Raw genomic sequence first — 26,897 nt, 5'->3', positions numbered from 1 at the left:
CGCGGGCCCTTCCTAGGCTGTCCGCTGCCGCCCTGACCTCGCCCGCTCCCTGCGGGCTCGAGGCGGTGCGCTGCGAGAAGGGGAACGCATGATCGAGGCACGAGGCCTGACCAAGAGGTACGGAGCGAAGACCGCCGTCGACGGGATCGACTTCACCGTGGCGCCGGGGAGGGTCACCGGATTCCTGGGGCCGAACGGCGCCGGCAAGTCGACGACGATGCGGATGATCGTCGGCCTGGACCGGCCCTCCGCCGGCTCGGTGCTGGTGAACGGCCGCCCCTATCGCGAGCACGCGGCACCGCTCGCCGAGGTCGGCGCCCTGCTCGACGCGAAGGCGACGCACCGGGGCCGGTCGCTCCGCGACCACCTGCGCGTGATCGCCGCGACCCACCGCCTCCCGCGCTCCCGAGTGGAGGAGGTGATCGAGGTCGTCGGTCTCGCGAGCGTCGCCCGCAAGCGCGTCGGCGGCTTCTCGCTCGGCATGGGCCAGCGGGTGGGCATCGCGACCGCGCTGCTCGGCGACCCGCGGACCCTCCTGCTCGACGAGCCGGTCAACGGCCTCGACCCGGAGGGCGTCCGCTGGGTCCGCGACTTCGTCCGCGCCAAGGCGGCGGAGGGCTGCTGCGTGCTGCTCTCCTCGCACCTGATGAGCGAGATGGCGCAGACCGCCGACCACATCATCGTCCTCGGCCGGGGCCGGATCCTCGCCGATGCGCCCCTGGACGACTTCCTCGCGGAGGCGCGCCCGCGCGTGCGGATCGAGAGCCCGGACTCGGTGCGCTTCGCGGAGCTCCTCGCCGTCCGCGGCGCGGCGGTCGCCGTCGTCGCGGGCGGGCTCGAGGTCGAGGGCCTCGAGGCCCCGGCGATCGGCGCTCTCGCCGCCGAGTCGGGGGTCGTCCTGCACGCGCTCACCGCCCTGACCCGCTCGCTCGAGGAGGCGTACGTCGCGATGACCGCCGACTCCGTCGAGTACTCCGCCGCCCAGCCCCTCGGAACCCCGCCCCTCGGAACCCCGCCCCTCGGAACCCCGCCCCTCGGAACCCCGCCCCTCGAAGGAGCCTCCCGATGACCGCCACCGCCCAGGGCCCCGCCCGCGCCTCCGCTCCGCCCGTCCGGCTGCGGCTGGACGGCGTCGTCCTCTCCGAGCTGCTCAAGCTCGCCACCGTCCGCTCGACCTGGTGGTCGGTCGTCGTCTCGGTCCTCCTCGCGCTCGCACTGGCGCTGGCCCTCGGCGCCGTCGTCGTGCCGCCGGAGGCGGGCTCCGTCTCCGCGTTCGTCGCGGGCGGCTCGACCCTGCACCTGCAGTTCGTCGGCCTGGTCATCGCCGTCCTCGGCGCCCTGTCGCTCGGTGGCGAGTACTCGACCGGGATGATCCGCTCGACCTACACCGCCGTGCCGCGCCGGATCCCGTCGCTCGTCGCCCGCGGAGGGGTCGTGGCCGCGGCGTCCTTCGCGGTGGGGGTGCTCACCTGCGTGGGCTCCTTCGCGGTCATCGCCGCGATGCTCGCGGGGAAGGGCGCTCAGGCGTCACTGCTCGACGACGGGGTGCTCGGCAGCCTGCTCGGCGGGGGACTCTCGCTGGCGGTCATCGGCGCGTTCTCGGTCGGTGTCGCGGCGCTGCTGCGCAGCACGGCCGCCGCGATCGGCGTCTCGGTCGGCGTGCTCTTCGTGCTGCCGCTGCTCGCCACCATCGCCGGCGGGCTGCTGCAGGCCCAGTGGATCGCCGACGTCAGCCCGTACCTGCTCTCGAACCTCGGGCTGGCGCTGTCGAGCGTCCCGAGCGAGGGCTCCGGCGTGGAGCAGATCGGCACGACCTCGGCCCTGCTCGCCAGCGCCGCCTGGGTCCTCGCGGTCTGGGTCCCCGCCCTGACGGTCACCCGCGTCCGCGACGTCTGACCGCCCGACGACGGGGTGCGCGGGTCGGCTGGGTACAGTGGAGCGGTGACCCAGCCGACCCTCTCCGATGAGCAGCAGCGGGTGTTCGACCTGATCGAGAACACCCGCGAGCACCTCTTCGTCACGGGCCGCGCCGGCACCGGCAAGTCGACCCTGCTCAACCACCTGAGCTGGAACACCGACAAGCAGATCGTCATCTGCGCGCCGACCGGAGTCGCCGCCCTCAACGTCGGCGGGCAGACCATCCACTCGCTCTTCCGGCTCCCGATCGGCGTCATCGCCGACTCGGACCTCGATCAGCCGCCCGAGCTGCGCAAGCTCCTCAACACCATCGACACCCTCGTCATCGACGAGATCTCGATGGTCAACGCCGATCTCCTCGACGGCATCGACCGCAGCCTCCGCCAGGCCCGTCAGCGCCGCTCGGAGCCGTTCGGCGGCGTCCAGGTCGTCCTCTTCGGCGACCCGTTCCAGCTCGCCCCCGTCCCGGGCGACCCGGAGGAGCGCGCCTACTTCGCCGATCGCTACCGCTCGCTCTGGTTCTTCGACGCGCTGGTCTGGCAGGAGGCGCCGCTGCGGATCATCGAGCTCGGGAAGATCCACCGTCAGAGCGACGAGCGCTTCAAGTGGATGCTCAACGCGGTGCGCTTCGGCATGGTGACCAAGGAGATCGCCGACGTCCTGAACGCCGCCGGCGCGCGCACGCCGCCCGGGAACGACGCGATCACCCTCGCGACCCGCAACGACACCGTCAACCGGATCAACCAGACTGCCCTGGCGCGCCTCAAGGGCCCGGTGAAGACCGCCTCGGCCGAGATCAGCGGCGACTTCGGCGGTCGCGCCTACCCGGCCGATCAGAACCTCGAGCTCAAGATCGGCGCGCACGTGATGTTCCTGCGCAACGACGCCGAGCAGCGCTGGGTCAACGGCACCATCGGCCGCGTCACGAAGGTCGCCGGCACGGTCTGGGTCGAGGTGGACGGCGAGGTGCACGAGGTCGAGCCCGCCACCTGGGAGCGCTACCGCTACTCCTACTCCGCCGCGACCAAGAAGCTGACCCGCGAGATCGTCGCCGAGTTCGCGCAGTTCCCGCTGCGCCTGGCCTGGGCGGTCACGATCCACAAGTCGCAGGGCAAGACCTACGACGCCGCCGTGGTCGACCTCGGGTCGCGCGCGTTCGCGCCCGGTCAGACCTACGTCGCGCTCAGCCGCATCACGAGCCTCGAGGGGCTCTACCTCACCCGTCCGCTGCGGCCGAGCGACATCATCGTCGACAAGGACGTGCTGCGCTTCATGTCCGAGCGCCGGGCCGAGCCGGCCGCGGTCGCCGAGGCGGGCTCCGCCTCCTCGTGACCGGTCGGGCGACCCGTCCGGCGAGACCTCAGGCCGCGGCGCGCGAGCGGGCGAGGTCGCGGAAGAGCTCGGTGGTGAGCCGGTACGCCTCCGCCACCTCGGCGATCACGCGGTCGCGCTCGTCGTCGTCCCAGCCGGCGGCGTCGAGCTGCTCGCGGTAGACCGCGCGGAAGGCGGACGGCGTCGCGATCTCGCCGTAGAGGTAGAAGCCCACGCCGTTGGTCTCGAAGCCGAAGCGCCGCTGCAGCAGGGTCCGGACGATCGCGCAGCCGGACAGGTCGCCGAGGTAGCGCGTGTAGTGGTGCGCGACGAAGCCGCCGCTCCAGCCGCGCGCGACGGTGCGGATCCGCTGCACGTAGGCCGCGGTCGAGGGGAGCGGGCTGATCCTCGAGCGCCAGTCCTCGCCGACCAGGAAGCGCAGGTCCGCGGCGATCGCCGGGAGGCGGGTGAGCTTGGGCGAGATGAAGGGCGCGGCGACCGGATCGCCCGCCATCTCCTCGGCGACGGCCTCGAGCGCCTCGTAGACGAAGTAGTGCTGCGCGATCATCGCGACGTAGTCGTCCCGGCTGCCGGACCCCGTCATCAGCGCGGTCATGAAGGCCGAGACCTCGTCGTCGGCGCCGGACTGGCCCAGGCGCGTGCGGAGGGCCTGCGAGAACGGGATGACGTTCGAGACGTTCGGCACGGCGGCCTCCTTCGGCGTCTTAGGTTGCCCTTACCTTAGCTCGAAGGCACCGTGGTCGCCAGGGCGGGTCTCAGTGCGAGTGCCCGCCGTCGGTGACCGTCGTCATCATGCCGCCCATGTCGTGCGTGCCCTCGGACGACGCGGAGAGGGCCGGTGTCGCGAGGGCGGAGACGAGCAGCGCGCCCGCGAAGAGGCCGAGCACGGCGCGCGGGGCGGACACGGGGCGCTCGACGGTGCGCTGCGAGCGCAGGGTCGCGGCGACGACGGCGGCCGCGACGAGCTGCAGCGCGCCCGCCGCGAGGGCCGGCAGGGGATCGCGCAGCAGACCGGCGGCGATCGCGAGGACGAAGCCGGCGACGGTGATCCCGGTGACGGCGAGCGCGATCCGCGGGACGACGATCCGACCGCGGGCGAGCACGACGACGCCCCAGATCAGCTCGGCGACGCCCAGGGCCGCGATCGGCAGGGTCGCCGCATCGAGCTGCCCGGCGGCGAGGGAGAGGTGCACGAGACCGGCGCCGAGTCCTGCGAAGGCGGCGTTGCCGCGGGCGACGGTGCTCATTCCAGGTCTCCGATCGTGGTGCGGACTTCAGAGGGGCCTCTGAGGAAGGGGAAGAGGCCCCGGATCGACACACCGCATCGTGTCGTCCGGGGCCGTTCGGTCCGTCCGCCGCGGAAAACGGCGGGCCCGCGGCGGACGGAGTCTGTGGGGGAGCGGACGGATCCGCTCCGGGTCAGGCGGTCGCGGTGCGCGCCCGGGCGCCCTTGTCGGCGGTGAGCCCGACTCCGAGGAGGACGAGCGCGCTGGCGAGGTGCAGGAAGTGGTCGGCCGTGTTCAGCGCGAGCACGTTCAGCGCAGTGTTGACCAGGAAGAAGCCGACGACGCCGAGGGCGAGGTAGACCGCGCCGACCGTCGTGTTGACCGTCTTGGCCGCCGACGTGGTGGAGAGACCGGCGATCAGCAGCGCCCCGCCGATCAGCAGGTGCGCGATGTTGTGCAGCGGATTGACCTCGAAGATCCCGAGCAGCAGTCCGCCCTCGGTGGCGAGGAACTGGACGCCGCCGGTGACGACGAAGCCGAGCAGTCCGACGACGACGTAGACCGCGCCGAAGAGCGTGGCGAGCAGTCGATTCGGTGATGTGCGCATGATTCCTCTTCTCCTTCCGGGCAACGCCTCCGCGTCGCTTGTCCCTTCTTCGTAGCAGCCGCTCAGACGGTTTGGAAAAGGGGTGGCCGGATTCTGATCCGCGTGGTCGCGGGTCACGGTCGGGACACGAAGCCCGCGCGCACGGCCCCCGCCCCGTGCTGCGCGAGACCGCGCCCGTACAGTGGAGGAGTTCCAGCAGGCGTCTTCGGGGGGAGTCGAACGGCATGATCGGTGGCCGCAGGCCGACCCGGGTCGGAGCTCTCGTCGTGCCCGCCCTGCTCCTCGCCCTCACCGGCTGCACCGGAGGCACCGACTCCGTCGTCCCCGACGCGCCGCCCGGTCCCGTGCCCGACGCCCTGGCCGTCGCCCTGTCCGGATTCCTCGTCGAGGCGCAGGGCGCCGCGGGAGCGACCGGCGCCGTCGCCGGCGTCTGGTCGCCCTGGGCCGGCGGCTGGGAGACGGCGGTCGGCTCGATCGGTGACGCCGAGGCCACCCCGGTGACCACCGAGACGCACGTGCGGCTCGGCACCGGCGGCACGGAGGCGATGACCTGCGACGTCGTCGTCGCGCTCGCGGAGAAGGGGGCCCTCGACCTCGACGCCGACGTGGGCGACGTGCTCACCTCCCTCCCCGGCATCGAGGGGATGACCCTCCGGCAGCTCTGCTCGCACACCTCCGGCCTCGCCGACTTCCGCTCGATCCTCTGGCCGACCGTGGTGCAGAACCCCGCTCGCGAGTGGCCCACCCTCGAGCTGATCTCGGCCGCGCAGGTGAGCGCGCCGATCGCCGAGCCGGGCGCCTCCTGGTCCGAGTCCTCGACCGGGCCGCTCCTCGCCGGCGTGGTGGCGACGCAGGCCACCGGGCGCAGCATGCAGTCGCTCTACGACGAGTACGTCGTGCCCCGCTACGGGCTGAGCAGCACCCGCCTCCCGGGCGACTCGGAGCTCGAGCTGCCCGCCCCGGCGATGCTCGGCTTCTCCGCCGCCCTCGATCCGCGCTCGGGCGCCGTCCAGTGCGAGGTCCGCCGCGACCTGTCCGCGGCGTCGTCCTCCTCGCTCGGCGCGGCCGGCGGGGCGGTCACCGACCTCGACGACCTGCGCCGCCTCGCGCAGGGGCTCGCGGCCGAGCCCGCGGGGGACGCGATGTGGGCCGATCCCGTCCCGCAGGGCCAGGGGCGCGCCGAGTGGCTGCTCGCCGGTCTGGGCGGGCACGAGGCCGGACCGCTGCGCGGCTTCTCGGGCATCGCGCCCGGCTTCCTCACCGCCGCCTACTCCGATCCGGAGTCGGGGCTCACGGTCGCGGTCGCGTTCAACAGCTCGACCGCCGGCGAGGGCTTCGCCGCCTCGACCGCCCGCGGCCTCGCGGCGATCGCGGTCGAGCAGGGCGCGGCCACCGGCGCCACCGGCCTGCCGCAGCTGCCGTGGACCTTCGACGGCGAGCGCGGCGCGGTCCAGGGCGCGCAGCCCCGCTGCTGAGCCGTCCTACCCTGGTCCCATGCCCATCACACCCGATACCAAGGACTGGACCTGGGTGCTCGAGCGCCCCTGCCTCGAGTGCGGCTTCGACGCCTCGCTCGTGGAGTCCGACGCCGTCCCCGCGCTGATCCGCCAGAACGCCGCCGCCTGGCCCTACGTCCTCGAGCGCGACGACGCCGCGGGCCGCCCCGACGACGAGACCTGGTCGCCGCTGGAGTACGCCGCGCACGTGCGCGACGTGCACCGCATCTACCGGCTGCGCCTCGGCCTGATGCTCAAGGGCGACGACCCGCTCTTCCCCAACTGGGACCAGGACGTGGCGGCCACGGAGGAGCGCTACGACCAGCAGGACCCCGCGGTCGTCGGCCGCGAGCTCGTCGAGGAGGCGGCCCGCATCAGCGACGTCTTCGAGGGCGTCACCGGGCGGCAGTGGCAGCGCCCGGGACGCCGCAGCGACGGCGCCTCCTTCACCGTCGAGACGATCGCGAAGTACTACCTGCACGACGTGCAGCACCACCTGCACGACGTCGAGGGCTGAGCGCTGGGTCCGGGCTGACCGCCCGGCCCGGGGTCAGCAGTCGATCAGCTGCGGGTTGAGGAACGACAGGGTCCGCGCGTAGGCGAGGGCCGCGGCGGCCGGGCTCACCGACTCCCGCAGGGTGGCGTTCGCGAAGTGCCGCCCGGTGTCCGGGTAGGTGTGCGCGGTGACGGGTGTGCCCGCCTCCTTCAGCCGGCCGACGAACGACTCCGGGTCGTCGCCCTCGGGCCACTCGTCGCTCTGCGCGTAGTGCAGCAGGGTCGGGCAGGGGACCAGCGCGTGCTCCTCCCGGCCGAGGGTGGCGTAGTAGGCGACGACCGCGTCGACGAGTCCGGTCGCGGCGACGAGCAGCGCCAGCCGCCCGCCGAAGCCGAAGCCGATGACGGCGGTGCGCGCCGCGCCGGCGGCCGTCCCGGTGCGCACGGCGTCGGCGACGGAGGCGAGTGCGCGGTCCTGCGCGGCCATGGCGGCGAGGTCGCGCGCGTCCTCCGGAGCGAGCGTCGCCCAGCCGTCGTAGAGGTCGGGGACGACCACGTGGTAGCCGTGCTTCGAGACGGCCTCGGCGAACGGCTCCAGCCAGGGCAGCCGGCCGAACACGTCGTGCAGGATCACGACGACCGGTCGGCCGGGGTGCCCGTACTCGAGGGCGATGCCCGGAGACGGGATCTGCACGAGCTCGCTCACCTCTCCACCCTGCACCGTCCGGCACCCGGATCCGCGGGTTCGCGCCGATCCGCGCGGCGTGTCGCCGCGCCGGCTCACCTCCCGACGGTGAAGCCCTGCTCCGCGCCGTACTCCTCCAGCTCCGCCTCCCAGTCGAGCAGCCCCTCCTGCAGGGTCGTCTCGCCGGTGTAGGCGGCGCCGACGGAGTCGTTGAAGACCCCGGCGGCGTAGACCTGGTAGGGCAGGAACCGGACGTCGTCGGGGGCGTTCTCCGAGGCGGCGGCGTACTCCCGGCGGACCGCCTGCCCACCGAAGTACGCATCCGGCTCGTCGAGGAACCCGGGCGCCTCGGTCGCCGCGCGATGGGCCGGCCACAGCCCGGAGTCCCGGAGGACGTCGACGCCGTCGCCCGCGGTGGCGAAGGTGAGGAAGTCGACGGCGAGCTCCTTGCTGCCGCTGCTCTCGAGCACCGAGAAGCCGCCGCCGCCGTGCTCGGCGGCCACGCTCTCGCCCGGCTCCCACTGCGGCAGCGGCGCCACGCGCCACTCGCCGGCGGAGTCGGGGGCGCTCTGGGTCAGGGCGGACGCCATCCAGCTGCCGGCCGGCAGCGTCGCGATCCGGTCCGCCGCGAGCATCCTCCGCCACTCGTCGCTCCAGTCGGCGACCGGCGCGAGCAGGCCGCCGTCGAGGAGCCGCTGCCAGTTCTCCGCGTACCTCGCGGTGCCGGGGTCGGCGAGATCGATCGCGATCTCGGAGCCGCTCGCCGAGAACGGCCGGCCACCGGCCTGCTGGATCAGGCTCGTGGCGAGTCCGGCGTTGCCGACGTCGTTGAGGATGTAGACCTCCGGATCCGCCGCATGCAGCTGCTCGGCGGCGCTCGCGTACTCCGTCCAGGTGGTGGGCGCCGGCACGCCGAGCCGCTCGAAGAGGGCCTGGTTGTAGAACAGCACCATCGGCCCGGAGGCCCATGGCAGCCCGTAGACGGTCCCGTCGACCTGGGACGCCGCCCACGGGCCGGGAGCGAACTCCTCGGAGAGCGCGTCCGCGCCGAGCGGTCCGAGGTCGGCCAGAGCGCCGGACAGGGCGAACTGGGGGAGGGCGGTGGCGTCGAGGAAGGCGACGTCCGGGACGCCCGATCCGGCCGCGATCACGTTCTGCAGGGCGGTGTACTGCTCGTCGCCCGTGCCGACGTCCACCACCTCGATCTCGACCCCGGGATGCTCCGCCTCGTAGAGCTCGGCGACCTCCGGCAGCTGCGCGTCCCAGCTCCAGACGAGCAGGGAGTCGTCCTCGGGTGGCGCGCCGACGGCGCAGCCGCCGAGCGCGACAGTGAGGGCGGAGACGGCGAGTGCCGCCCCGGCGCGAGAGGGGCTCCTGTGAGACATCGTCGTCCTCCGGTCGGTCGTGGCGCCGTCCCGGAAGGGGGAGGCCGCCGTCGATCCTACGGAACGGAGCGCGGAGATGGTTGCCTTACCATCCCTTCATGTCCGCAGACGACGTCCACGACCCGATTCCTCCGCCCGACTTCCTCGACGAGTTCCTGGCCGAGCTGCGGCGCAAGAGAAGCCACTATGGGGACATGACCGACGTTCCGCGCCGCCCTTCGCTGGCCGACGTGGCGCGCCTCGCGGGCGTCGCGCCCGTCACCGCCTCCCGCGTCGCGAACGGTCAGACCAACGTGGTGCCGGCGACGCGGCAGGTTGTCCTGGAGGCGATGCGCACCCTCGGCTACCGGCCCAACAGTGCCGCGCGCGCGCTGAAGAGCGGATCGTTCCGCACCCTCGGCGTCGCCGTCTTCAGCCTGGACACCCTCGGCATGATGCGGACCGTGGACTCGATCGCCTCGGCGGCGGCCGAGGCCGGCTACGCCATCACGCTCGTCCCGGTCTCCGCGCCCAGCCAGACCGGGCTCAACGGCGCCTTCACCCGGTTCGGCGAGCTGGCGGTGGACGGCCTCATCGTCGTCGTCGAGACCTACCTGCGCGACACGGCGCAGCTGACCCTCCCCGAGATCCCCCGCGTGCTCGTCAATGCGGCCGCCGGAGCGCACGGGCCTGTAGTCGACGCCGATCAGGCGGGCGGCGTGCGCGCCGCCGTGCAGCACCTGCTCGAGCTCGGGCACCGCACGGTGCACCACATCGCCGGACCCCGCGGCTCCTTCGCGTCCGAGCGCCGCGAGGCGGCCTGGCGGGAGGCGCTCGTCGAGGCCGGCGCGCCCGTGCCGCCCGCCCGCTACAGCAACTGGCGCTCCGACGGCGGGTACCTGCACGGCGCCGCCCTGGCCGAGAGCGGGGACTGCACGGCGGTGCTCGTCTCCAGCGACGAGGCCGCGCTGGGCGTCTACCGCGCGTTCGCGGAGCACGGGCTGCGGATCCCCGAGGACGTCAGCGTGGTGGGCTTCAACGACATCCCGGAGGCGCAGGACTTCTCGCCGCCGCTGACGACGATCCGGCAGGACTACCGGGCGGTCGGAGTGAAGTGCGTCGAGCTGCTGCTCGAGCAGCTGGCGAACGGGGTCAGTGACGAGCCCGTCGTCGAGCTGGTGCCGACCTCGCTGATCGTCCGGGCGAGCACCGCGCCGCCCCGGACGCGCTAGGCCGAGGCCCGTGGCCGACCTCGCGCGGGTGATCGCCGAGCTGGAGCGGACCTGGCCGGAGAACCGGGCGGTGAACCTCGTCTTCCACGGCCACAGCGTTCCCGCGGGCTACGGCGTGACGCCCCTGATCGACCGGCGCGCGTCCTACCCGCACGTCGTCGCCGGCCGGCTCGCCGAGCGTCACCCGCACGCCGTGATCAACGCGATCGTCACGGCGATCGGCGGTGAGCACTCCGAGTCGGGCGCCGACCGGATGAGCGACGTCCTCGGCCATCGACCCGATGTCGTGCTGATCGACTACGCGCTGAATGACCGGTCGATCGGTCTCGACCGGGCGCGCCGCGCCTGGGAGTCGATGATCGACCGGGTGCTCGAGGCGGGCGTCGTCCCGGTGCTGGTCACGCCCTCGCCGGACCTGACCGCCGACCCGATCGATCCCGACGACGACCTGGTCCGGCACGCCGAGCAGATCCGCGGTCTCGCGGAGCGCGACGGCGTGCTGCTGGCGGACCCGTTCCGCGTCTTCCTCGGCCGGCACGGGCGCGGCGAGCCCCTGGCCGGGCTCATGGCGCAGGCGAACCACCCGAACGGGCGCGGCCACGCGGTCATCGCGGCGGAGATCCTCGGGCTGTTCGCGGAGGCGGAGCAGCAGGAGAGGGAGGGGAGTCGGAGCGAGTGACGGGAATCGAACCCGCGCCATCTGCTTGGGAAGCAGAAGTTCTACCATTGAACTACACTCGCGCGGCGCCGCTCGGGCGCACCGCCCCATGGTAGCAAGCCCCGCGCCCTAAGCTCGCCTCGTGCTGCTCTCCGATCGCGACATCAAGCTCGAACTCTCCTCCGGCCGCGTCGGGCTCTCGCCGCACGACGCGGCGATGATCCAGCCCTCGTCGGTCGACGTGCGGCTCGACCGCTTCTTCCGGCTGTTCGACAACCACCGCTACCCCTACATCGACCCGGCCGAGGACCAGCCCGAGCTGACGCGCCTGGTCGAGACCCCGGCGGGCGAGGCGTTCATCCTGCACCCCGGCGAGTTCGTGCTCGGCTCGACCTACGAGGAGGTCTCGCTCCCCGACGACATCGCCGCGCGGCTCGAGGGGAAGAGCTCGCTGGGGCGGCTGGGACTGCTGACCCACTCGACGGCGGGCTTCATCGATCCGGGCTTCACCGGTCACGTCACGCTCGAGCTGAGCAACGTCGCGACGCTGCCGATCATGCTCTGGCCCGGGATGAAGATCGGCCAGATGTGCTTCTTCCGCCTGAGCTCGCCCGCCGAGCAGCCCTACGGCTCGGCCGCCTACCTCTCGCGTTACCAGGGCCAGCGCGGCCCCACCGCCTCGCGCTCGTCCCTCAACTTCCACCGCACCGACGTCTACGGCGACTGACCCCCTCCGCGAGATGCCACTTGTGCACGCTTTCCACGGCGTGTCGTGTGCACAAGTGGCATCTCGCGGGAGGCGTCAGCCCGTCAGCCGAGGAGGCGGGGGAGCTGCAGGACGAGCCACGGGGAGAAGGCCCAGGGGGTCGCGCGCACGGCGGCGAGGGTCGCCTCGGGGTCGACCCACTCGACGTCCATAACCTCGTCGGCGCGCGGGCTCAGGGCGTCGCGGCTCGAGACGGTCGCGGTGTAGACGGGGCAGATCTCGTTCTCGACGATCCCGGAGGCGTCCACCGCGCGGTAGCGGAAGTCCGGCAGCGCCAGCTCGAGCGACTCGAGCCGGGCACCGAGCTCGCGCTCGGCGCGGCGCACGACCGCGTCCTCGATCCGCTCGCCGGGAGCGGGGTGCCCGCAGAACGAGTTGGTCCACACGCCGGGCCAGGTGCGCTTGCCCAGCGCGCGGCGGGTGACCAGCAGCGCGCCGTCGGGGGCGAAGACGTGGCAGGAGAAGGCCAGGTGCAGGGGGGTCGCCGTGTCGTGCACGGTCGCCTTGTCGGCCACGCCGACGGCGGTCCCGGACTCGTCGAGCAGGACCACCTCCTCGAGGAGATCCAGCTGCTCGAGCTCGTCGGTGCGCACGGCGATTCCTTCCGAAGTCATGACCGTAAGTCAAGCACGACGCCGGAACTCAGCCGGCTTATTGCTAGAGAAGCGAGTTTGTTAGCCTCGACCCCGTGGATACGCGCGACCCCGTGGTTCTCTCCCGAAGGCGGCAGGAGCACGTCGATGCTGTCCTCGACCGGTTCTTCTCGCTCGCGCGCTCGCGGGCGACGCGGCTCGGACCCCGGTACCTCACCCTCTGGCAGACCATCGAGGCGAACACCCGCGGCGGCAAGCGCTTCCGCCCGCTGATGGTGATCTCGGCCTACGAGGCGCACGGCGGCCAGGACCCGGAGGCGTCCGCCCACCTCGGCGCGGCCTTCGAGCTGCTGCACACGGCGCTGATCGTGCACGACGACGTGATCGACCGCGACTTCGTTCGACGCGGCGGCCCGAACGTCTCCGGCAGCTACCGCGACGAGGCGACGACCGCCGGGTTGTCGATCCCGATCGCCGAGCACCGCGGCACCTCCGTCGCCGTCATCGCGGGCGACCTCGCCCTCACCGGCGCGCACCGCCTGGTCGAGGGCGTCGGCGCCTCCGACGGCGTCCGCGCCCGGCTGCTCACCCTGCTCGACGAGGCCGTCTTCGCCTCCGCCGCGGGCGAGCTGGCCGACGTCGACTTCTCGCTGATGCCCGGCATGCCCTCCGTCGACGAGGTGCTCGAGATGGAGCGCCTGAAGACGGCGGTCTACTCGTTCGAGGCGCCGCTGCAGGCCGGCGCGATCCTGGCCGGTGCCGACGACGCGGCGGTCGAGGCCCTCGGCGAGTTCGGCCGCGGGATCGGCATCGCGTACCAGATCGTCGACGACCTCCTCGGCGTCTTCGGCTCGGAGGGCCAGACCGGCAAGACCACGCTGGGCGATCTCCGCGAGGGCAAGCGCACCGTGCTCATCGCGCACGCCGCGGGGACCGACCGCTGGCGCGAGATCGAGGGGCTGATCGGCGACGAGCACCTCGACCCCGACACGGCGGAGCGGGTGCGCTGCATCCTCGAGGAGTGCGGCTCGCGCGGCTACGCGGAGGCGCTCGCGAGCGACTTCGCCAACCGCGCCTGGGACGCGCTGCACACGCCCGCGGTGACGGAGGCGTTCCGCACCGAGATGCGGCCGCTCGTCTCGAGCGTCCTCGGGCGCACCCGATGACCGCCGGCCCCGCCGCGGCCCGCCACGCGCGGATCGCGGCCCCGATGCCGGTCGCCGCCCGCTCGCGCCGTACGGTGGCACGATGAGCCGGCAGAGCGAACTGTACGACCGCGTCGCCCACGAGGCGTCCGCGCAGGTGATCCGGCGCTACTCCACCTCCTTCGGCCTGGCGACCCGCCTGCTCGGCGCCGGCGTGCGCGAGCGTGTCGAGGACGTCTACGCGCTGGTGCGCGTCGCCGACGAGATCGTGGACGGGGTCGCCGAGGAGGCGCACCTCGACCGCGCCGCCGTCGAGGAGTCGCTCGACGCCTTCGAGGCCGAGACCGAGCGCGCGCTCGCGAGCGGCTACAGCGCGAACCTCGTGATCCACGCCTTCGCCCGCACCGCGCGGGCGACCGGCTTCGGCACCGAGCTCACCGCACCGTTCTTCGCCTCGATGCGCGCGGACCTCCGCGAGACGGTGCACACTCCCGAGTCGTTCGAGAGCTACGTCTACGGCTCCGCCGAGGTCGTCGGGCTGATGTGCCTGCACGTCTTCCTCGCCGCGCCGGACGCCGGCCTGGTCTCGCCCGCCGCGCGCGAGCGCCTCGTCGCGGGCGCCCGGCGCCTGGGCTCCGCGTTCCAGAAGGTCAACTTCCTCCGCGACCTCGCCGCCGACGTCGACGGCCTCGGCCGCAGCTACTTCCCCGGCGTCGACCCCCGGGCGTTCTCCGAGACCGACAAGGCGGCCCTCCTCGCCGACCTCGACGACGACCTCGCGGCCGCCGGTGCGATCGTGCCCGAGCTGCCGCGCTCGAGCCGCCGCGCCGTGCTGCTCGCGCACTCCCTCTTCGCCGCGCTCGCCGACCGGATCCGCGCCACTCCCGCCGAGGAGCTCCTGCGTGCCCGGGTCAGCGTGCCGACCGCGACGAAGGCGGCGCTCGCCGCCCGGGCCGCCGTCTCGACGATCGGCCCGCGCCTGGGTACCGGCCCGGCCCGCGCCTCCCGCTCGGCCAGCGGTCCGCACCGCGCCGTCGTGATCGGCGGCGGCATCGGCGGTCTCGCCTCCGCCGGCCTGCTCGCCCGCGACGGCTGGGACGTCACGCTGCTCGAGCAGCGCGAGGTCGTCGGCGGCCGCGCCGGCTCCTGGGAGCGCGACGGCTTCCGCTTCGACACCGGTCCCTCCTGGTACCTGATGCCCGAGGTGTTCGACCACTTCTTCCGCCTGATGGGGACGAGCGCCGCCGAGCGCCTCGACCTGAAGCGCCTCGACCCGGGCTACCGGGTCTACAGCCAGGGCGTCGCCGAGCCGATCGACGTGCTCGCCGACCTCGAGTCGAACCTCGCCCTGTTCGAGAGCATCGAGCCCGGCGCCGGCGCCCGGATGCGGGTCTACCTCGAGTCGGCGCGCGACACCTACGAGGTGGCCAAGCGCCGCTTCCTCTACACGAGCTTCGCGTCGTTCCTGCCGCTGCTGCGCGGCGACGTGCTCCGCCGCACCGGCCGGCTCGGCCGCCTCCTGCTCACCCCGCTCGACACGTTCGCGGCGACCGCGGTGACCGACAACCGGCTGCGGCAGATCCTCGGCTACCCGGCGGTCTTCCTCGGCTCCTCGCCGTTCGCGGCGCCGAGCATGTACCACCTGATGAGCCACCTCGACCTGGCCGACGGCGTGCTCTACCCGATGGGCGGCTTCACCCGACTGATCGCGGCCGTCGCCGAGGTGGCGGAGGAGGCCGGCGTCACCGTCCGCACCTCCTCGCCCGCGACCCGCGTCCTCACGGCGCGCGCGCCGCGCGGCAGCCGGCGCGGCGCCGAGGTCGTCGGCGTCGAGTACGAGGGCCCGGACGGCACGCGACAGCTCCCCGCCGAGCTCGTCGTCAACGCCTCCGACCTGTTCACCACCGAGCAGTCGCTGCTGCCCGACGAGCTGCGCAGCTACCCGCCCGAGTACTGGGAGAACCGCGAGCCCGGCCCGAGCGCCGTGCTGGTGCTCCTCGGCGTCCGCGGCGCGCTGCCGCAGCTCGAGCACCACACGCTGCTGTTCACGAGCGACTGGCGCGAGAACTTCGGCCGGATCTTCGGCGAGAACCCCTCCGTCCCGGATCCCGCCTCGATCTACGTCTGCCGCCCGAGCGCGACCGACCCCGACGTCGCTCCCGAGGGGCACGAGAACATCTTCGTCCTCGTGCCGATCCCGGCCGACACCTCGATCGGCCACGGCGGGATCGACGGGGCCGGCGACGCGCGGGTCGAGGCGATCGCCGACGCGGCGATCCGCCAGATCGCGACCTGGACCGGCGCCGAGGACCTCGCCGAGCGGATCGTCGTCCGGCGCACCATCGGCCCGGCCGACTTCGAGAGCGACCTCGGGGCCTGGCGCGGCTCGATGCTCGGGCCGGCGCACATCCTCTCGCAGAGCGCGTTCTTCCGCTCCGGCAACGCCAGCGCGCACGTGGACGGGCTGCTCTTCGCGGGCAGCTCGACGATCCCGGGCATCGGCCTGCCGATGTGCGTGATCAGCGCCGAGGTGATGCTCAAGCGCGTCCGCGGCGACGTGTCGACGGAGCCGCTGCCGGTGCGCGACGCCCCGTCGGCTCCCGTCGCGCCGAGCGTGGCGCCCGTCGTCGCCCAGCCCGTCGCCGCGGGGGAGTAGCGCGTGGGGGTCCTCTATCTGCTCGCGCTCGTCGTCTCGATCACCGGGATGGTCGTGCTCGACAGGCGCTTCGGCCTGTTCTTCTGGGCGGACGCCCGCCGCGCGGCGATCGTGCTGCCGGCCGGCGTGCTGTTCTTCCTGCTCTGGGATCTCGCCGGGATCGGCCTCGGCGTCTTCTTCCGCGGCGAGACCCCGTACATGACCGGGCTGCAGATCGCGCCGGAGCTGCCGATTGAGGAGGTCCTCTTCCTCACGCTGCTCTGCTACCTGACGATGGACGTCCACGGCTTCCTGACGAAGCGAGCGGAGGCCCGCGCGTGACCTACCTGCTCCTGAACGCGGTCTTCCTCGCGGTCGTGGCCGTGCTGCTCGTGGTGGCCTTCCGGCGCGGCCGGCTCCGGCTGCCCGCCCTGCTCGGCACCCTCGCGGTGCTGCTCGTGACGACCGCCGTCTTCGACAACATCATGATCGGCGTCGGGCTGCTCGTCGCCTACGACGACGACCTCATCTCGGGGATCCGGATCGGCGTCGCGCCGATCGAGGACTTCGCCTACGCGATCGCGGCCGCGCTGGCCCTGCCCGCGCTGTGGACCCTCCTGCCCGCCCGCCGCCGGAGCGCCGCATGAACCGGCTGCGCGCGCTGTTCGTCTCGAGCCGCCCGCTGAGCTGGGTCAACACCGCGTACCCGTTCGCCGCGGCCTACCTGCTGACCACCCGCGAGATCGACCTCGCCTTCGTGCTCGGCACCCTCTACTTCCTGATCCCCTACAACCTCGCGATGTACGGGATCAACGACGTCTTCGACTACGAGTCCGACCTGCGGAACCCGCGCAAGGGCGGGGTCGAGGGCGCGGTCCTCGATCGGAGCGAGCACCGCGCGACGCTGATCGCGGCGGTGGCGACGAACGTCCCGTTCCTGATCGCGCTCGTGCTGCTCGGCTCGCCGCTGTCCTGGCTGGTGCTGGCGATCAGCGTTTTCGCCGTCATCGCGTACAGCGCGCCCGGGCTGCGCTTCAAGGAGCGGCCGTTCGTCGACTCGCTCACCTCGGCGACGCACTTCGTCAGCCCCGCGGTCTACGGCATCGCGCTCGCGGGCACCGTGCTGACCCCGGGTCTCTGGGCCCTGCTGATCGCGTTCTTCCTCTGGGGGATCGCGAGCCACGCCTTCGGGGCGGTGCAGGACATCCTGGCCGACCGGGCCGGCGGCATCGGCTCGATCGCGACCGTCATCGGCGCGAAGGCGACCACGCGGTTCGCGATCGCCGCCTATGTCGCGAGCGGCCTGCTGCTGCTGCTGCTGCCCTGGCCGGGGACCCTCGCCGCGCTGCTGGCGATCCCGTACGCGGTGAGCATCTGGCCGTACCGCTCGCTGACCGACGAGCAGGCCGAGCGCGCGAACGCCGGCTGGAAGCGGTTCCTCGCGCTGAACTTCCTCACCGGGTTCCTGGTGACGCTGCTGCTGATCGTGTTCTGGCTCGCGACCTGATCGAGGCGTACGACCTGATCGAAGCCGGCCTGATCAGTCGCGCTGCGCGGCCGCGGCCGCCGGCGTCTTGACCGGCAGCAGCAGGGCGAGACCCGCGGCCAGCACCACGACGAGCCCGAGGATGCCCCAGTACTGCACGTCGGCGTCGCCGGAGACCCCCGCGGCGATCGAGACCGCGGCGGCGAAGGCGGCGGGCGCGAGGAACGACGCCGCGCGACCGGTCGTGGCGTAGAGGCCGAAGATCTCGCCCTCGCGGCCCTCCGGGATCAGGCGGGAGAGGTAGCTGCGGCTCGCCGACTGCGCGGGGCCGACGAAGAGGCAGAGCAGCAGGCCGAAGACCCAGAACGCGGTCGGGCCGGCGTCGTGCAGGACGAAGACGGCGCCGCCGCAGACGATCAGCCCGATCAGCGAGGCGACGATGACGGACTTGGGGCCGAGCCGGTCGTCGAGCGCGCCGACCGCGATGGTGGCGACTCCGGCGACGATGTTCGCCGCGATCGCGAAGAGGATGACCTGGCCCGGGGTGAAGCCGAAGGTGCCCTGCGCGAGGACGCCGCCGAAGGTGAAGACGCCGGTCAGCCCGTCGCGGAAGACGGCGCTCGCGAGCAGGAAGGCGAGCGTGGTCGGGCTCTCGCGGCGGAGCGCCCCGATCTGGCGGAAGAGCGCGCGGTAGGACTCGACCACGCTCACCCGCTCGACGCCGCCGGCCTGCCCCGGGAGCTCCGGCACCGCGAACAGCACCGGCAGCGCGAAGACCGCGAACCAGATCCCGGCGAGCAGGATCGAGACGCGGACGTCCAGGCCGTCCTCGCCGGTGACGCCGAAGAGCCCGACCCCGGGGGAGATGAAGCCGAAGTAGAGGACGAGCAGCAGCGCGATGCCGCCGACGTAGCCCATGCCCCAGCCGAAGCCCGACACGCGCCCGACGCTCGCCCGGGAGGAGACCTGGCTGAGCATCGCGTTGTAGTTGACGCTCGCGAATTCGAAGAAGACCGTGCCGACGGCGAGGAGCCCCAGCCCGAGCCAGAGGAAGGCCGGGTCGGGGCGGACGAAGAACATCAGCAGGATGCAGACGACGACCACCGCGGAGTGCAGGCCGAGCCAGCGGCGCCGGCGCCCGCCCAGGTCGGCGCGGCGCCCGGTGACGGGGGCGATCAGCGCGACGACCACTCCGGCACCCGCGAGGGTCCAGCCGAGCGCCGCCGAGACGCCGCTCGGCGTGCCGAAGAGGCCGTCGGTGGTGAGGTAGACGGTGAAGACGAACGTCGTGACGACGGCGTTGAAGGCGGCGCTGCCCCAGTCCCACAGCCCCCAGGCGAGGACGGGCCAGCGGCCGGTGCGGGGGCGGATGCTGGCGCTCGCGGTCATGCACTCACCGTAGGGGGCCCGGGAGACCGGCGGGTAGCGTGGCGCTTTCCGCAGCCTGAGAGTTGAGCCGGGTCGACTCAGGTCTGCCGTCCTCGACTTGACTCCCCGCAGCCGATGCGTAAACTTGAGCCTGCGGGACTCAACTCCCCGCAGACGACTTTCCCGCAGAAGATCCACCAGTGAGGGGCGGCCCGACGGCCGCTCGCGAAGGAGAAACACGCATATGTCCCGTGCCGTAGGCATCGACCTGGGAACCACCAACTCGGTCGTGGCCGTCCTCGAAGGTGGCGAGCCCACCGTCATCGCCAACGCCGAGGGCTTCCGCACCACCCCGTCCGTCGTCGCGTTCACCAAGGACGGCGAGGTGCTCGTCGGCGAGACCGCCAAGCGCCAGGCCGTGACGAACGTCGACCGCACCCTCGCCTCCGTCAAGCGCCACATGGGCACCGACTGGACGTTCGCCGTCGAGGAGAAGAAGTACACGCCGCAGGAGATCTCGGCGCGCATCCTCGGCAAGCTTAAGCGCGACGCCGAGCAGTACCTGGGCGAGAAGGTGACCGACGCGGTCATCACCGTCCCGGCCTACTTCAACGACGCCGAGCGTCAGGCCACGAAGGACGCCGGCGAGATCGCCGGCCTCAACGTGCTCCGCATCATCAACGAGCCGACCGCCGCGGCGCTCGCCTACGGCCTCGACAAGGGCAAGGAGGACGAGCTCATCCTCGTCTTCGACCTCGGTGGCGGCACCTTCGACGTCTCCCTCCTCGAGGTGGGCAAGGACGACGACTTCTCCACCATCCAGGTCCGCGCGACCTCGGGCGACAACCGCCTCGGCGGCGACGACTGGGACCAGCGCGTCGTCGACTACCTGGTCAAGCGCTTCAAGGACTCGACCGGCGTCGACGTCTCGAAGGACAAGATCGCGCGCCAGCGCCTCAAGGAGGCGGCGGAGCAGGCCAAGAAGGAGCTCTCCTCGAGTACCTCGACCAGCATCCAGCTGCCCTACCTCTCGCTCACCGAGAACGGCCCCGCGAACCTCGACGAGACGCTCACCCGCGCCAAGTTCGAGGAGCTCACGAACGACCTGATCGAGCGCACCCGCAAGCCGTTCACCGACGTCATCGCGGAGGCCGGTGTCAAGGTCGACGACATCGCGCACGTCGTCCTCGTCGGCGGCTCGACCCGCATGCCCGCCGTGGCCGAGCTCGTCAAGAAGCTCACCGGCGGCAAGGAGCCCAACAAGGGCGTCAACCCGGACGAGGTCGTCGCCGTCGGCGCCGCCCTGCAGGCCGGCGTCCTCAAGGGCGAGCGCAAGGACGTCCTGCTCATCGACGTCACCCCGCTCTCGCTCGGCATCGAGACCAAGGGAGGGATCATGACCAAGCTCATCGAGCGCAACACGGCCATCCCGACCAAGCGGTCCGAGACCTTCACCACGGCCGACGACAACCAGCCGTCCGTCGCGATCCAGGTGTTCCAGGGCGAGCGCGAGTTCACCCGTGACAACAAGAACCTGGGCACCTTCGAGCTGACCGGCATCGCGCCGGCGCCGCGCGGCATCCCTCAGGTCGAGGTCACCTTCGACATCGACGCCAACGGCATCGTGCACGTGTCCGCCAAGGACAAGGGCACCGGCAAGGAGCAGTCGATGACGATCACCGGCGGCTCGTCGCTGCCCAAGGACGACATCGACCGCATGGTGCGCGAGGCCGAGGAGCACGCCTCCGAGGACAAGGCCCGCCGCGAGGCCGCCGAGGTCCGCAACAACGCCGAGACCCTCGCCTACTCGATCGACAAGCTGATCAAGGAGAACGAGGACAAGCTGCCCGAGGACGTCAAGACCGAGGTCCAGGGCGACGTCGACGCGCTGAAGACCGCGCTCGCCGGCGACGACGACGCGGCCGTCAAGACCGCGTTCGACGCCCTCAACGCCTCGCAGACCAAGATCGGCCAGGCCATCTACTCGCAGGACCAGGCCGCGCAGAGCGCTCCGCAGGACGCGCCGGCCGAGGACGAGAAGAAGGACGACGAGGACATCGTCGACGCCGAGGTCATCGACGAGGACGAGCCGAAGGACACGAAGTAGCGATGGGGAAGCACAACCAGGAGCCGGACAACGGCGTGCCCGAGGACGAGCCGGCCGGCGTCTCCGAGACCAGCGGTGCCGAGGCGGCCGAGTCCGCCCAGGACACCGAGGGCCTGATCGAGGCTGAGGGTCCCGACGTCGAGACGACGCTCTCCGACGCCGACCTCTCGTTCCTCTCCGGTCAGTCCGACGCCGAGACGCTCGCGGCCGAGCACCTCGCCGACCTCCAGCGGGTCACCGCGGAGTACGCGAACTACCGCAAGCGCACCGAGTCGAACCGCCAGGTCGACAAGGAGCGGGCGATCGGCGACGCGGTGAAGGTCATCCTCCCCGTGCTCGACGACATCGACCGCGCCGAGAAGCACGGCGATCTCGCCGAGGGCGGTCCCTTCACCGCCATCGCGCAGAAGCTGCGCGGCGGCATCGAGAAGCTCGGGCTGGTGAAGACGGGCGCCGTGGGCGATCTGTTCGACCCGAACATCCACGAGGCGATCTTCCAGCAGCCCACTCCCGGCGCCGAGACCTCCACGGTCGCGGACGTCGTCGAGTCGGGCTACTACCTCGGCGGATCGCTGCTGCGCGCCGCCAAGGTGGTCGTCGCGGTCCCCGCCGACTGACCCACCTCCCGCAGCACCGCGGAGCCTCCGCTCCCGAGCAGGGGCCGTCCCGATCACGGGCGGCCCCTGCCGGGCGCTGAGCGGCACCGCACGACGACAGTCGCATCACGACACAGGAAGAGGCGCATGGCCAGCCAGGATTGGTTCGACAAGGACTTCTACAAGGTCCTCGGTGTCTCGAAGGACGTCTCCGCGGCGGACCTCAAGAAGACCTACCGCAAGCTCGCTCGGCAGTTCCACCCCGACTCCAACCCGGGGGACGCGAAGGCCGAGGCGCGTTTCAAGGAGATCAGCGAGGCGTACACCGTCCTCTCCGACGCCGAGCACCGCAAGGAGTACGACCAGATCCGCGCGATGGGCTCCGGCGCCCGCTTCACCGCCGGCGGCCAGCCCGGCGGCTTCGACGACGTGTTCGGCAACGTCTTCAACCAGGGCGGCGGCGGCCGCACCTCGTACAGCACCCAGCAGGGTCCGCCCGCCGGCTTCGAGGACATCCTCGGCGGCATGTTCGGCAGCGCGGGCGGCGGCCGCTTCGGCCAGCCCAGCGGCGGCTACCGCGGCTTCGGCGGCCCGCAGAAGGGCGCCGACGTCACCGCCAGCACCACCATCGACTTCCGCACCGCCACCCAGGGCGACACCGTGCAGCTGCAGACCGGCGAGGGCCGCGCGCTCTCCGTCCGGATCCCCGCCGGCGTCGCCGACCAGCAGAAGATCCGCGTCCGCGGCAAGGGCCGCCCGAGCCCCGACGGCGGCGAGCCCGGCGACCTCGTGCTCACCGTCGCCGTGCGCAAGCACCCCGTCTTCGAGCGCGACGGACTGAACCTGCGCGTCACCGTCCCCGTCACCTTCGTCGAGGCCGTCTTCGGCGCGACGATCGAGGTGCCGACCCTCGGCGGCGACCCGGTCAAGCTGCGCGTCGCCCCCGGCACCCCGAGCGGCCGCGTGCTGCGCGTAAAGGGCCGCGGGGTCGCGACTGGCAAGGGCACGGGCGACCTGCTCGCCGAGATCCAGGTCGCGGTGCCCGACCACCTGTCCGGCGCGGCGCGCGACGCGCTCGAGGCCTACGCGGCCGCCGAGCCGTCGGACAACCCGCGCGACGACATCCTGGAGAAGGCCCGCTACTAGCGGTCCGGGCCGTGCGGTCCGGCCGGAGAGGAGGAGACGTGGACGAGAGCACCCCGGTGTTCGCGATCGCGGTCGCCGCCGACCTGGCCGGCATGCACCCGCAGACGCTGCGCCAGTACGACCGGCTCGGCCTGGTGCGCCCCACGCGCACGGCCGGCAAGTCGCGGCGGTACTCGATGCGCGACGTCGTGCAGCTGCGCGAGGTCGCCCGGCTCTCCTCCGAGGGCGTCTCGCTCGAGGGCATCGCCCGCATCCTCCAGCTCGAGAACCAGGTGCTCTCGCTGTCGCAGCGGGTGCGCGAGCTCGAGTCCGCGCTGGCCGACGAGCTGCTCAACCGCCCGGGCCGCCGGGTCTTCGCCGCGGGCCTCGAGGGCGACGTCGTCACGCTCCGGCACGGCACGCGCGCTCAGCGGCGGACCGAGCTCGTCGTCTGGCGTCCGCTGCCGCGCGGTGGCGACGGGGGCGACGCCACCCCCTGAGCACGGCTAGCCTGACGGAGTGCCCGGAACGGACCGGGCCGCGGAGAGGGCGCCATGACTCAGGACGACCGCGACGACGACGCCGCGACACCGGATGACGAGACTCCGGAGTACAGCCGTGAGGACTACGCGATCCACGCCACCCGGAGCGAGCTGCCGCTGTTCGCGGACGCCGTCGCCGACCGGCACGACGACTCCGACTGGCTCTCCTCGCTCTCGGGCGTCCTCGGGCGCACCGGGAAGGACACCGCGGCCGCCGCGGCGCAGGCGGCCCTCGAGCGCCGCGCGAGAAAGCCCGACGGCGCCTGACCTGCCCGGCTGAGCACGGCGGGTCTCGATACGCCCCTGCGGGGCTACTCGACCAGCATGAAGGAGCGCGGCGCGAGCTGTCCCTCTAGGAGACACCGCCCTGCTCGCGCGGGCGCGTCCACATGCTGATCGAGTAGCCCGCGGAGCGGGTGTATCGAGATCCACCACCCTCCGAACGCGAGTCTGCAGACCCGCTCTGCTGGTGGTGGTGGGTCTCGATACGCCCCTGCGGGGCTACTCGACCAGCATGACCTGCATGCTGATCGAGTAGCCCGCGGAGCGGGTGTATCGAGATCCACCACCCTCCGAACGCGAGTCTGCAGACCCGCTCTGCTGGTGGTGGTGGGTCTCGATACGCCCCTGCGGGGCTACTCGACCAGCATGACCTGCATGCTGATCGAATAGCCCGCGGAGCGGGCGTATCGAGATCCACCACCGTCAGACGCCGAGTCGGCAGACCCGCCCTGCTGGTGACGGCGGGTCTCGATACGCCTTCGCGGGGCTACTCGACCAGCAGGGGAAGGCGAGGCCGGCTCTACTTGCGGGCCGGGACGCGCAGCGCCGCCGGGGTGCCGAGGCGGCCACCGCTGAGGCGCTGCAGGATCTCGGTGCCGAAGGGCACGGCGCCGACGAGACGGCGCGCATCGACGTCCTCCTCGTCGGAGTAGCCCACCAGCACGTAGACGCCGATCACGACGATCGCGGCGATGGTCGCGACGCGGACCGGGATCTGGTCGACCGCGCCGCCTCCGCCGTCGACCGGCTCGGCGAGCGTGACGCACATCAGGAAGACCGTGGCGTAGACCGCCAGGTGCCGGTGGGTGCTCCGCCAGGGGCGCGAGAGCGCGGCGATCGGCAGGATCCAGAGCGCGTACCAGGGGTGGATCGCGGTCGACGCGGTGACGAAGGCCAGCAGCGCGCCGGTCAGGCGGGCGAGCGGATCGATGGCCCGCCGCGACAGCATCAGCGCCCCGGCGATCACGCCGGCGCCGAGGAGGGCGAGCATCTTCACCACGGCGATCGCGGCCGCCGGATCGTGGCCGGTCATCTGCACCGCGGTCGAGACCACGACGGTGACCGCGGACATCGGCGCGTACCAGTGCAGGATCGAGCCGGGGACGATCATCGCGCCGATCCACCCGACGCCCACTCCCGCGGCGAGGCCGATCGCGACGACGACAGCGAGCGCGCCCGCTCCGCTCCAGGCCCAGGCCCGGATCCGCTCGCGCAGACTCGCGTCGTGCCGGAGCCAGAGCAGCGCGAGCACCGGCAGCGCGATGACGGCGACCGGCTTGACCGCGATCGCGGCGCCCATCAGCAGCACCGCCGCGACCCGGCGGTCGGTGTGGCCGTAGTAGAGCGAGGCGAGGATCAGCGCGATCATCACCGAGTCGTTGTGCCCGGCGACGACGAAGAGGACGAGGGTCAGCGGATTGGCGACGAGGGTCCACGCGGTCAGCGGGACCGACAGGCCGCGCAGCCGCGCGAGCCGGAGCGCGTAGACGGCGCTGACCGCGACTCCGGCGACGGAGAGCGCGCGGAGCATCGCGATCGAGAGCTCGGGGAAGGTCCAGCCGGCGACGTGCACGGCGGTCTGCTCCGCGAGCAGGTAGAGCGGCCCGTAGGGCGTGGGAGTGTCGGCCCAGCGCGGATCGACGCCGAGCGCGTACCAGCCGGGCAGGGTGGCCACGCCGCTCGAGTAGGGGTTCACCCCGGCCGACATCAGACGGCCCTGCGCGACGTAGGAGAACATGTCGCGGCTGAACAGCGGCACCGCGAGCAGCAGCGGAGCGGTCCAGGCGAGCGCGGCGACGAGGATCGCGCGGACCGATCCGGGGCGGTCGTCGAGCGCGACCGCGCGCAGGCGCAGCCAGGCGACGAGCAGCAGGATCCCGCCGCCGACCACGGCGACGACGCCGAGCTCGGTCGCGCCGGTGGAGGCGCGGAGGGCCGCGATCAGCGGCCAGGCGCGGATCGGCGAGTCGGTCGGCAGATAGCCGACGGAGAGCGAGCCGGCGAGGATCGCGAGCGAGCCGATCAGCCCGACCACGAGGGGTGCGGCCGTGGACAGCAGCGGCGCGCGCACGCGCCCGTTCTGCGTCCGGACCTCGTCCGGTCGTCGCGTCGTCCCCCGAGTCACCATCCCGACCACGTTAGGCGACCTGCATCCGAGAGCGATGGACAGGCGGTGAACGGTTGACCAGCGGACGCTCAGCCGTTAGCGGCGTCCGGTGCGGCCTCGGCGAAGCGCAGCTGGTTGCCGAACGGATCGATCAGATCGAGCGCGAAGCCGAACGGCGACCGCGTGATCCGCGGGTTCAGGTACGGGTACTCCTTCGAGTCGAGCTCGGCGTGCAGCTCGCGCACCCCGCGCAGGGCCACGTGCACCGCGGATCCGGGGCTCCCGTCGCGGTGGTGCTCGCTCAGGTGCAGCCGCAGGCCGGACCGCGAGACCTGCAGGTAGAGCGGCGCGTCGCGGGCGGCGCGGTGCTCCCAGTCGACGGTGAAGCCGAGGTAGTCGACGTAGAACTCGCCCGCCTTCGCGACGGAGAAGATCCTCAGGATCGGCACCGCGGCCTCCAGCCGCACCGCTTCCAGGCGCGGAACGTCGCCTCCGTTCGTCTGGTCTCTGGCGCGTCGTCTCGTCTCCACGCCACGAGGCTAGCCGCCTGCGCGGTCCCGCCCGCACGCGGCGCCGGTCGACGAGTCGAGTCGACGAGGCCCCGCTCAGTCGATGAGGTCCAGGGCGCGCAGCCGGGCGAGCGTGTCGACCCCGGCGGGCGGGCAGCGGTGCGCGTCGGCACCGGTGATCCAGTGCAGCGCGTCGATCTCACCGCTGGCGCGCGGCTCCTCGGAGAGCTCCGCGGCGAAGACGGTCATGTGCACCTCGCGGCCCTCCGGCTCGCCGTGCGCCTGCGTGCGGACGGTGAAGAGCTCGCGCAGCGCCGTCGGCGCGGTGCCGAGCTCCTCCTCCGTCTCGCGCGCCGCCGCCTCGGCGCTCGTCTCGCCCGGGTCGACCTTGCCGCCGGGGAGGTAGACGACGTCGCGCCCGCGCGCCGTCACCATCAGCACGCGGCGCTCGCGCAGGACGGCGACCGCGGAGACGACGAGGGGAGGGAGGCTGCTCATCCCGCCATCATGCCCGCGGACCCACCCCGCCCGCGGTCGGCCACCGGGCCCGCGGCTACCATGGACGCACACCAGAAGGACGCGCGCAGCCGGCGCGCGCCAGGGCCCCGTGCGCCCGAACAGCTA

Annotated in this window: 28 protein-coding genes and 1 tRNA gene; 18 read left to right on the top strand and 11 right to left on the bottom strand. The window is 72.6% G+C overall.

Annotation, left to right across the window (positions count from 1 at the left end):
• Nucleotides 1-88: 88 nt before the first annotated feature.
• Genes HQQ86_RS06145 through HQQ86_RS06135 form a run of 3 tightly spaced genes read left to right on the top strand, consistent with a single transcriptional unit; the run spans nt 89 to nt 3,249 of the window.
• Entirely contained in the window at nt 89-1,069 is a 981-nt protein-coding gene (locus tag HQQ86_RS06145; RefSeq protein ID WP_173287198.1) for an ABC transporter ATP-binding protein, read from the top strand.
• On the top strand, nt 1,066-1,896 hold the full coding sequence (locus tag HQQ86_RS06140; RefSeq protein WP_173287197.1) for a hypothetical protein: 831 nt from the start codon (nt 1,066-1,068) through the stop codon (nt 1,894-1,896). Before HQQ86_RS06145 ends, HQQ86_RS06140 begins: the two co-directional genes overlap by 4 nt.
• Before the next feature lie 45 nt (nt 1,897-1,941).
• Nucleotides 1,942-3,249: a PIF1 family ATP-dependent DNA helicase gene (locus HQQ86_RS06135; RefSeq protein ID WP_173287196.1), complete on the top strand. Its 1,308-nt coding sequence runs from the start codon at nt 1,942-1,944 to the stop codon at nt 3,247-3,249.
• A gap of 28 nt (nt 3,250-3,277) precedes the next feature.
• Here HQQ86_RS06135 and HQQ86_RS06130 read toward each other — a convergent pair whose 3' ends face one another.
• The 3 genes from HQQ86_RS06130 to HQQ86_RS06120 all read right to left on the bottom strand — a co-directional run bounded on the left by HQQ86_RS06130 (nt 3,278) and on the right by HQQ86_RS06120 (nt 5,082).
• Nucleotides 3,278-3,934, bottom strand: a complete 657-nt coding sequence (locus tag HQQ86_RS06130) for a biliverdin-producing heme oxygenase (RefSeq protein ID WP_173287195.1) — start codon at nt 3,932-3,934, stop codon at nt 3,278-3,280.
• Nucleotides 3,935-4,004: 70 nt separating this feature from the next.
• Nucleotides 4,005-4,496, bottom strand: coding sequence for a hypothetical protein (locus HQQ86_RS06125; RefSeq protein ID WP_173287194.1), 492 nt, complete (start codon nt 4,494-4,496; stop codon nt 4,005-4,007).
• A 172-nt stretch (nt 4,497-4,668) separates the two neighbouring features.
• Entirely contained in the window at nt 4,669-5,082 is a 414-nt protein-coding gene (locus HQQ86_RS06120) for a DUF4383 domain-containing protein (RefSeq protein WP_173287193.1), read from the bottom strand.
• 266 nt (nt 5,083-5,348) lie between these two features.
• On the opposite strand from HQQ86_RS06120, the gene HQQ86_RS06115 reads away from it, so the two are divergent.
• Together HQQ86_RS06115 and HQQ86_RS06110 are read left to right on the top strand one after the other, a co-directional pair.
• The gene (locus HQQ86_RS06115; RefSeq protein WP_173287192.1) at nt 5,349-6,557 is read left to right on the top strand and encodes a serine hydrolase domain-containing protein; all 1,209 of its coding nucleotides are present in this window, start codon (nt 5,349-5,351) and stop codon (nt 6,555-6,557) included.
• A 19-nt stretch (nt 6,558-6,576) separates the two neighbouring features.
• Nucleotides 6,577-7,095 carry a DinB family protein gene (locus HQQ86_RS06110; RefSeq protein ID WP_173287191.1) on the top strand — a complete coding sequence of 173 codons (519 nt, stop codon included), beginning with the start codon at nt 6,577-6,579 and terminating at the stop codon, nt 7,093-7,095.
• A 33-nt stretch (nt 7,096-7,128) separates the two neighbouring features.
• Here the strand turns inward: HQQ86_RS06110 and HQQ86_RS06105 are convergent, their stop codons facing one another.
• Entirely contained in the window at nt 7,129-7,779 is a 651-nt protein-coding gene (locus HQQ86_RS06105; protein WP_173287190.1) for a dienelactone hydrolase family protein, read from the bottom strand.
• A 74-nt stretch (nt 7,780-7,853) separates the two neighbouring features.
• Nucleotides 7,854-9,143 (bottom strand): ABC transporter substrate-binding protein, encoded by a 1,290-nt coding sequence (locus tag HQQ86_RS06100; protein WP_173287189.1) that lies wholly within the window; start codon nt 9,141-9,143, stop codon nt 7,854-7,856.
• 98 nt (nt 9,144-9,241) lie between these two features.
• Here HQQ86_RS06100 and HQQ86_RS06095 point away from each other — a divergent pair, with 98 nt between their 5' ends.
• Nucleotides 9,242-10,354, top strand: a complete 1,113-nt coding sequence (locus HQQ86_RS06095; protein WP_254071788.1) for a LacI family DNA-binding transcriptional regulator — start codon at nt 9,242-9,244, stop codon at nt 10,352-10,354.
• A gap of 10 nt (nt 10,355-10,364) precedes the next feature.
• The gene (locus HQQ86_RS06090) at nt 10,365-11,033 is read left to right on the top strand and encodes an SGNH/GDSL hydrolase family protein (protein WP_173287188.1); all 669 of its coding nucleotides are present in this window, start codon (nt 10,365-10,367) and stop codon (nt 11,031-11,033) included.
• On the opposite strand, the gene HQQ86_RS06085 is transcribed toward HQQ86_RS06090, so the two are convergent.
• Nucleotides 11,025-11,095 (bottom strand) — tRNA-Gly (locus tag HQQ86_RS06085). The two genes, HQQ86_RS06090 and HQQ86_RS06085, sit on opposite strands and share 9 nt — an antisense overlap.
• 59 nt (nt 11,096-11,154) lie before the next feature.
• Here HQQ86_RS06085 and dcd point away from each other — a divergent pair.
• Nucleotides 11,155-11,739, top strand: coding sequence for a dCTP deaminase (gene dcd, locus HQQ86_RS06080; RefSeq protein WP_173287187.1), 585 nt, complete (start codon nt 11,155-11,157; stop codon nt 11,737-11,739).
• An 83-nt stretch (nt 11,740-11,822) separates the two neighbouring features.
• Here dcd and idi read toward each other — a convergent pair whose 3' ends face one another.
• Nucleotides 11,823-12,392, bottom strand: coding sequence for an isopentenyl-diphosphate Delta-isomerase (gene idi, locus HQQ86_RS06075; RefSeq protein WP_173287186.1), 570 nt, complete (start codon nt 12,390-12,392; stop codon nt 11,823-11,825).
• 74 nt (nt 12,393-12,466) lie between these two features.
• Here idi and HQQ86_RS06070 point away from each other — a divergent pair, with 74 nt between their 5' ends.
• From HQQ86_RS06070 to HQQ86_RS06050, 5 genes are all read left to right on the top strand, one after another.
• Nucleotides 12,467-13,537, top strand: coding sequence for a polyprenyl synthetase family protein (locus tag HQQ86_RS06070; RefSeq protein ID WP_367948559.1), 1,071 nt, complete (start codon nt 12,467-12,469; stop codon nt 13,535-13,537).
• A gap of 82 nt (nt 13,538-13,619) precedes the next feature.
• Nucleotides 13,620-16,172 carry a phytoene desaturase family protein gene (gene crtI, locus HQQ86_RS06065; RefSeq protein ID WP_173287185.1) on the top strand — a complete coding sequence of 851 codons (2,553 nt, stop codon included), beginning with the start codon at nt 13,620-13,622 and terminating at the stop codon, nt 16,170-16,172.
• Between the two features lie 3 nt (nt 16,173-16,175).
• Nucleotides 16,176-16,493 carry a lycopene cyclase domain-containing protein gene (locus HQQ86_RS06060; protein ID WP_173287184.1) on the top strand — a complete coding sequence of 106 codons (318 nt, stop codon included), beginning with the start codon at nt 16,176-16,178 and terminating at the stop codon, nt 16,491-16,493.
• Nucleotides 16,490-16,798: a lycopene cyclase domain-containing protein gene (locus HQQ86_RS06055; protein ID WP_173287183.1), complete on the top strand. Its 309-nt coding sequence runs from the start codon at nt 16,490-16,492 to the stop codon at nt 16,796-16,798. Before HQQ86_RS06060 ends, HQQ86_RS06055 begins: the two co-directional genes overlap by 4 nt.
• Nucleotides 16,795-17,658 (top strand): prenyltransferase, encoded by an 864-nt coding sequence (locus HQQ86_RS06050; protein WP_173287182.1) that lies wholly within the window; start codon nt 16,795-16,797, stop codon nt 17,656-17,658. The genes HQQ86_RS06055 and HQQ86_RS06050 overlap by 4 nt, the downstream gene beginning before the upstream one ends.
• A gap of 33 nt (nt 17,659-17,691) precedes the next feature.
• Here HQQ86_RS06050 and HQQ86_RS06045 read toward each other — a convergent pair whose 3' ends face one another.
• Nucleotides 17,692-19,026 carry an MFS transporter gene (locus tag HQQ86_RS06045; protein ID WP_173287181.1) on the bottom strand — a complete coding sequence of 445 codons (1,335 nt, stop codon included), beginning with the start codon at nt 19,024-19,026 and terminating at the stop codon, nt 17,692-17,694.
• A 223-nt stretch (nt 19,027-19,249) separates the two neighbouring features.
• On the opposite strand from HQQ86_RS06045, the gene dnaK reads away from it, so the two are divergent.
• The 5 genes from dnaK to HQQ86_RS06020 all read left to right on the top strand — a co-directional run bounded on the left by dnaK (nt 19,250) and on the right by HQQ86_RS06020 (nt 23,642).
• Nucleotides 19,250-21,112, top strand: a complete 1,863-nt coding sequence (gene dnaK, locus HQQ86_RS06040; RefSeq protein WP_160087287.1) for a molecular chaperone DnaK — start codon at nt 19,250-19,252, stop codon at nt 21,110-21,112.
• A gap of 2 nt (nt 21,113-21,114) precedes the next feature.
• On the top strand, nt 21,115-21,729 hold the full coding sequence (locus HQQ86_RS06035) for a nucleotide exchange factor GrpE (RefSeq protein WP_173287180.1): 615 nt from the start codon (nt 21,115-21,117) through the stop codon (nt 21,727-21,729).
• 126 nt (nt 21,730-21,855) lie between these two features.
• The gene (locus HQQ86_RS06030; protein WP_173287179.1) at nt 21,856-22,854 is read left to right on the top strand and encodes a DnaJ C-terminal domain-containing protein; all 999 of its coding nucleotides are present in this window, start codon (nt 21,856-21,858) and stop codon (nt 22,852-22,854) included.
• Nucleotides 22,855-22,892: 38 nt separating this feature from the next.
• On the top strand, nt 22,893-23,333 hold the full coding sequence (locus HQQ86_RS06025) for a MerR family transcriptional regulator (RefSeq protein ID WP_173287178.1): 441 nt from the start codon (nt 22,893-22,895) through the stop codon (nt 23,331-23,333).
• A 54-nt stretch (nt 23,334-23,387) separates the two neighbouring features.
• Nucleotides 23,388-23,642: a hypothetical protein gene (locus HQQ86_RS06020; RefSeq protein ID WP_173287177.1), complete on the top strand. Its 255-nt coding sequence runs from the start codon at nt 23,388-23,390 to the stop codon at nt 23,640-23,642.
• A gap of 535 nt (nt 23,643-24,177) precedes the next feature.
• Here the strand turns inward: HQQ86_RS06020 and mptB are convergent.
• The 3 genes from mptB to HQQ86_RS06005 all read right to left on the bottom strand — a co-directional run bounded on the left by mptB (nt 24,178) and on the right by HQQ86_RS06005 (nt 26,771).
• Nucleotides 24,178-25,785: a polyprenol phosphomannose-dependent alpha 1,6 mannosyltransferase MptB gene (mptB, locus tag HQQ86_RS06015; protein ID WP_173287176.1), complete on the bottom strand. Its 1,608-nt coding sequence runs from the start codon at nt 25,783-25,785 to the stop codon at nt 24,178-24,180.
• Between the two features lie 68 nt (nt 25,786-25,853).
• A complete protein-coding gene (locus tag HQQ86_RS06010; protein WP_216844933.1) occupies nt 25,854-26,294 on the bottom strand; it encodes a glyoxalase superfamily protein in 441 nt (146 codons plus the stop codon).
• A 75-nt stretch (nt 26,295-26,369) separates the two neighbouring features.
• On the bottom strand, nt 26,370-26,771 hold the full coding sequence (locus HQQ86_RS06005) for an NUDIX domain-containing protein (protein ID WP_173287175.1): 402 nt from the start codon (nt 26,769-26,771) through the stop codon (nt 26,370-26,372).
• Nucleotides 26,772-26,897: the final 126 nt, after the last annotated feature.

It is taken from the genome of Rathayibacter sp. VKM Ac-2857 (assembly GCF_013205025.1).
Lineage (GTDB): Bacteria > Actinomycetota > Actinomycetes > Actinomycetales > Microbacteriaceae > Rathayibacter.
Note: the sequence above shows the minus strand (reverse complement) of the source record. Positions and strands in the feature narration are given on the sequence as shown.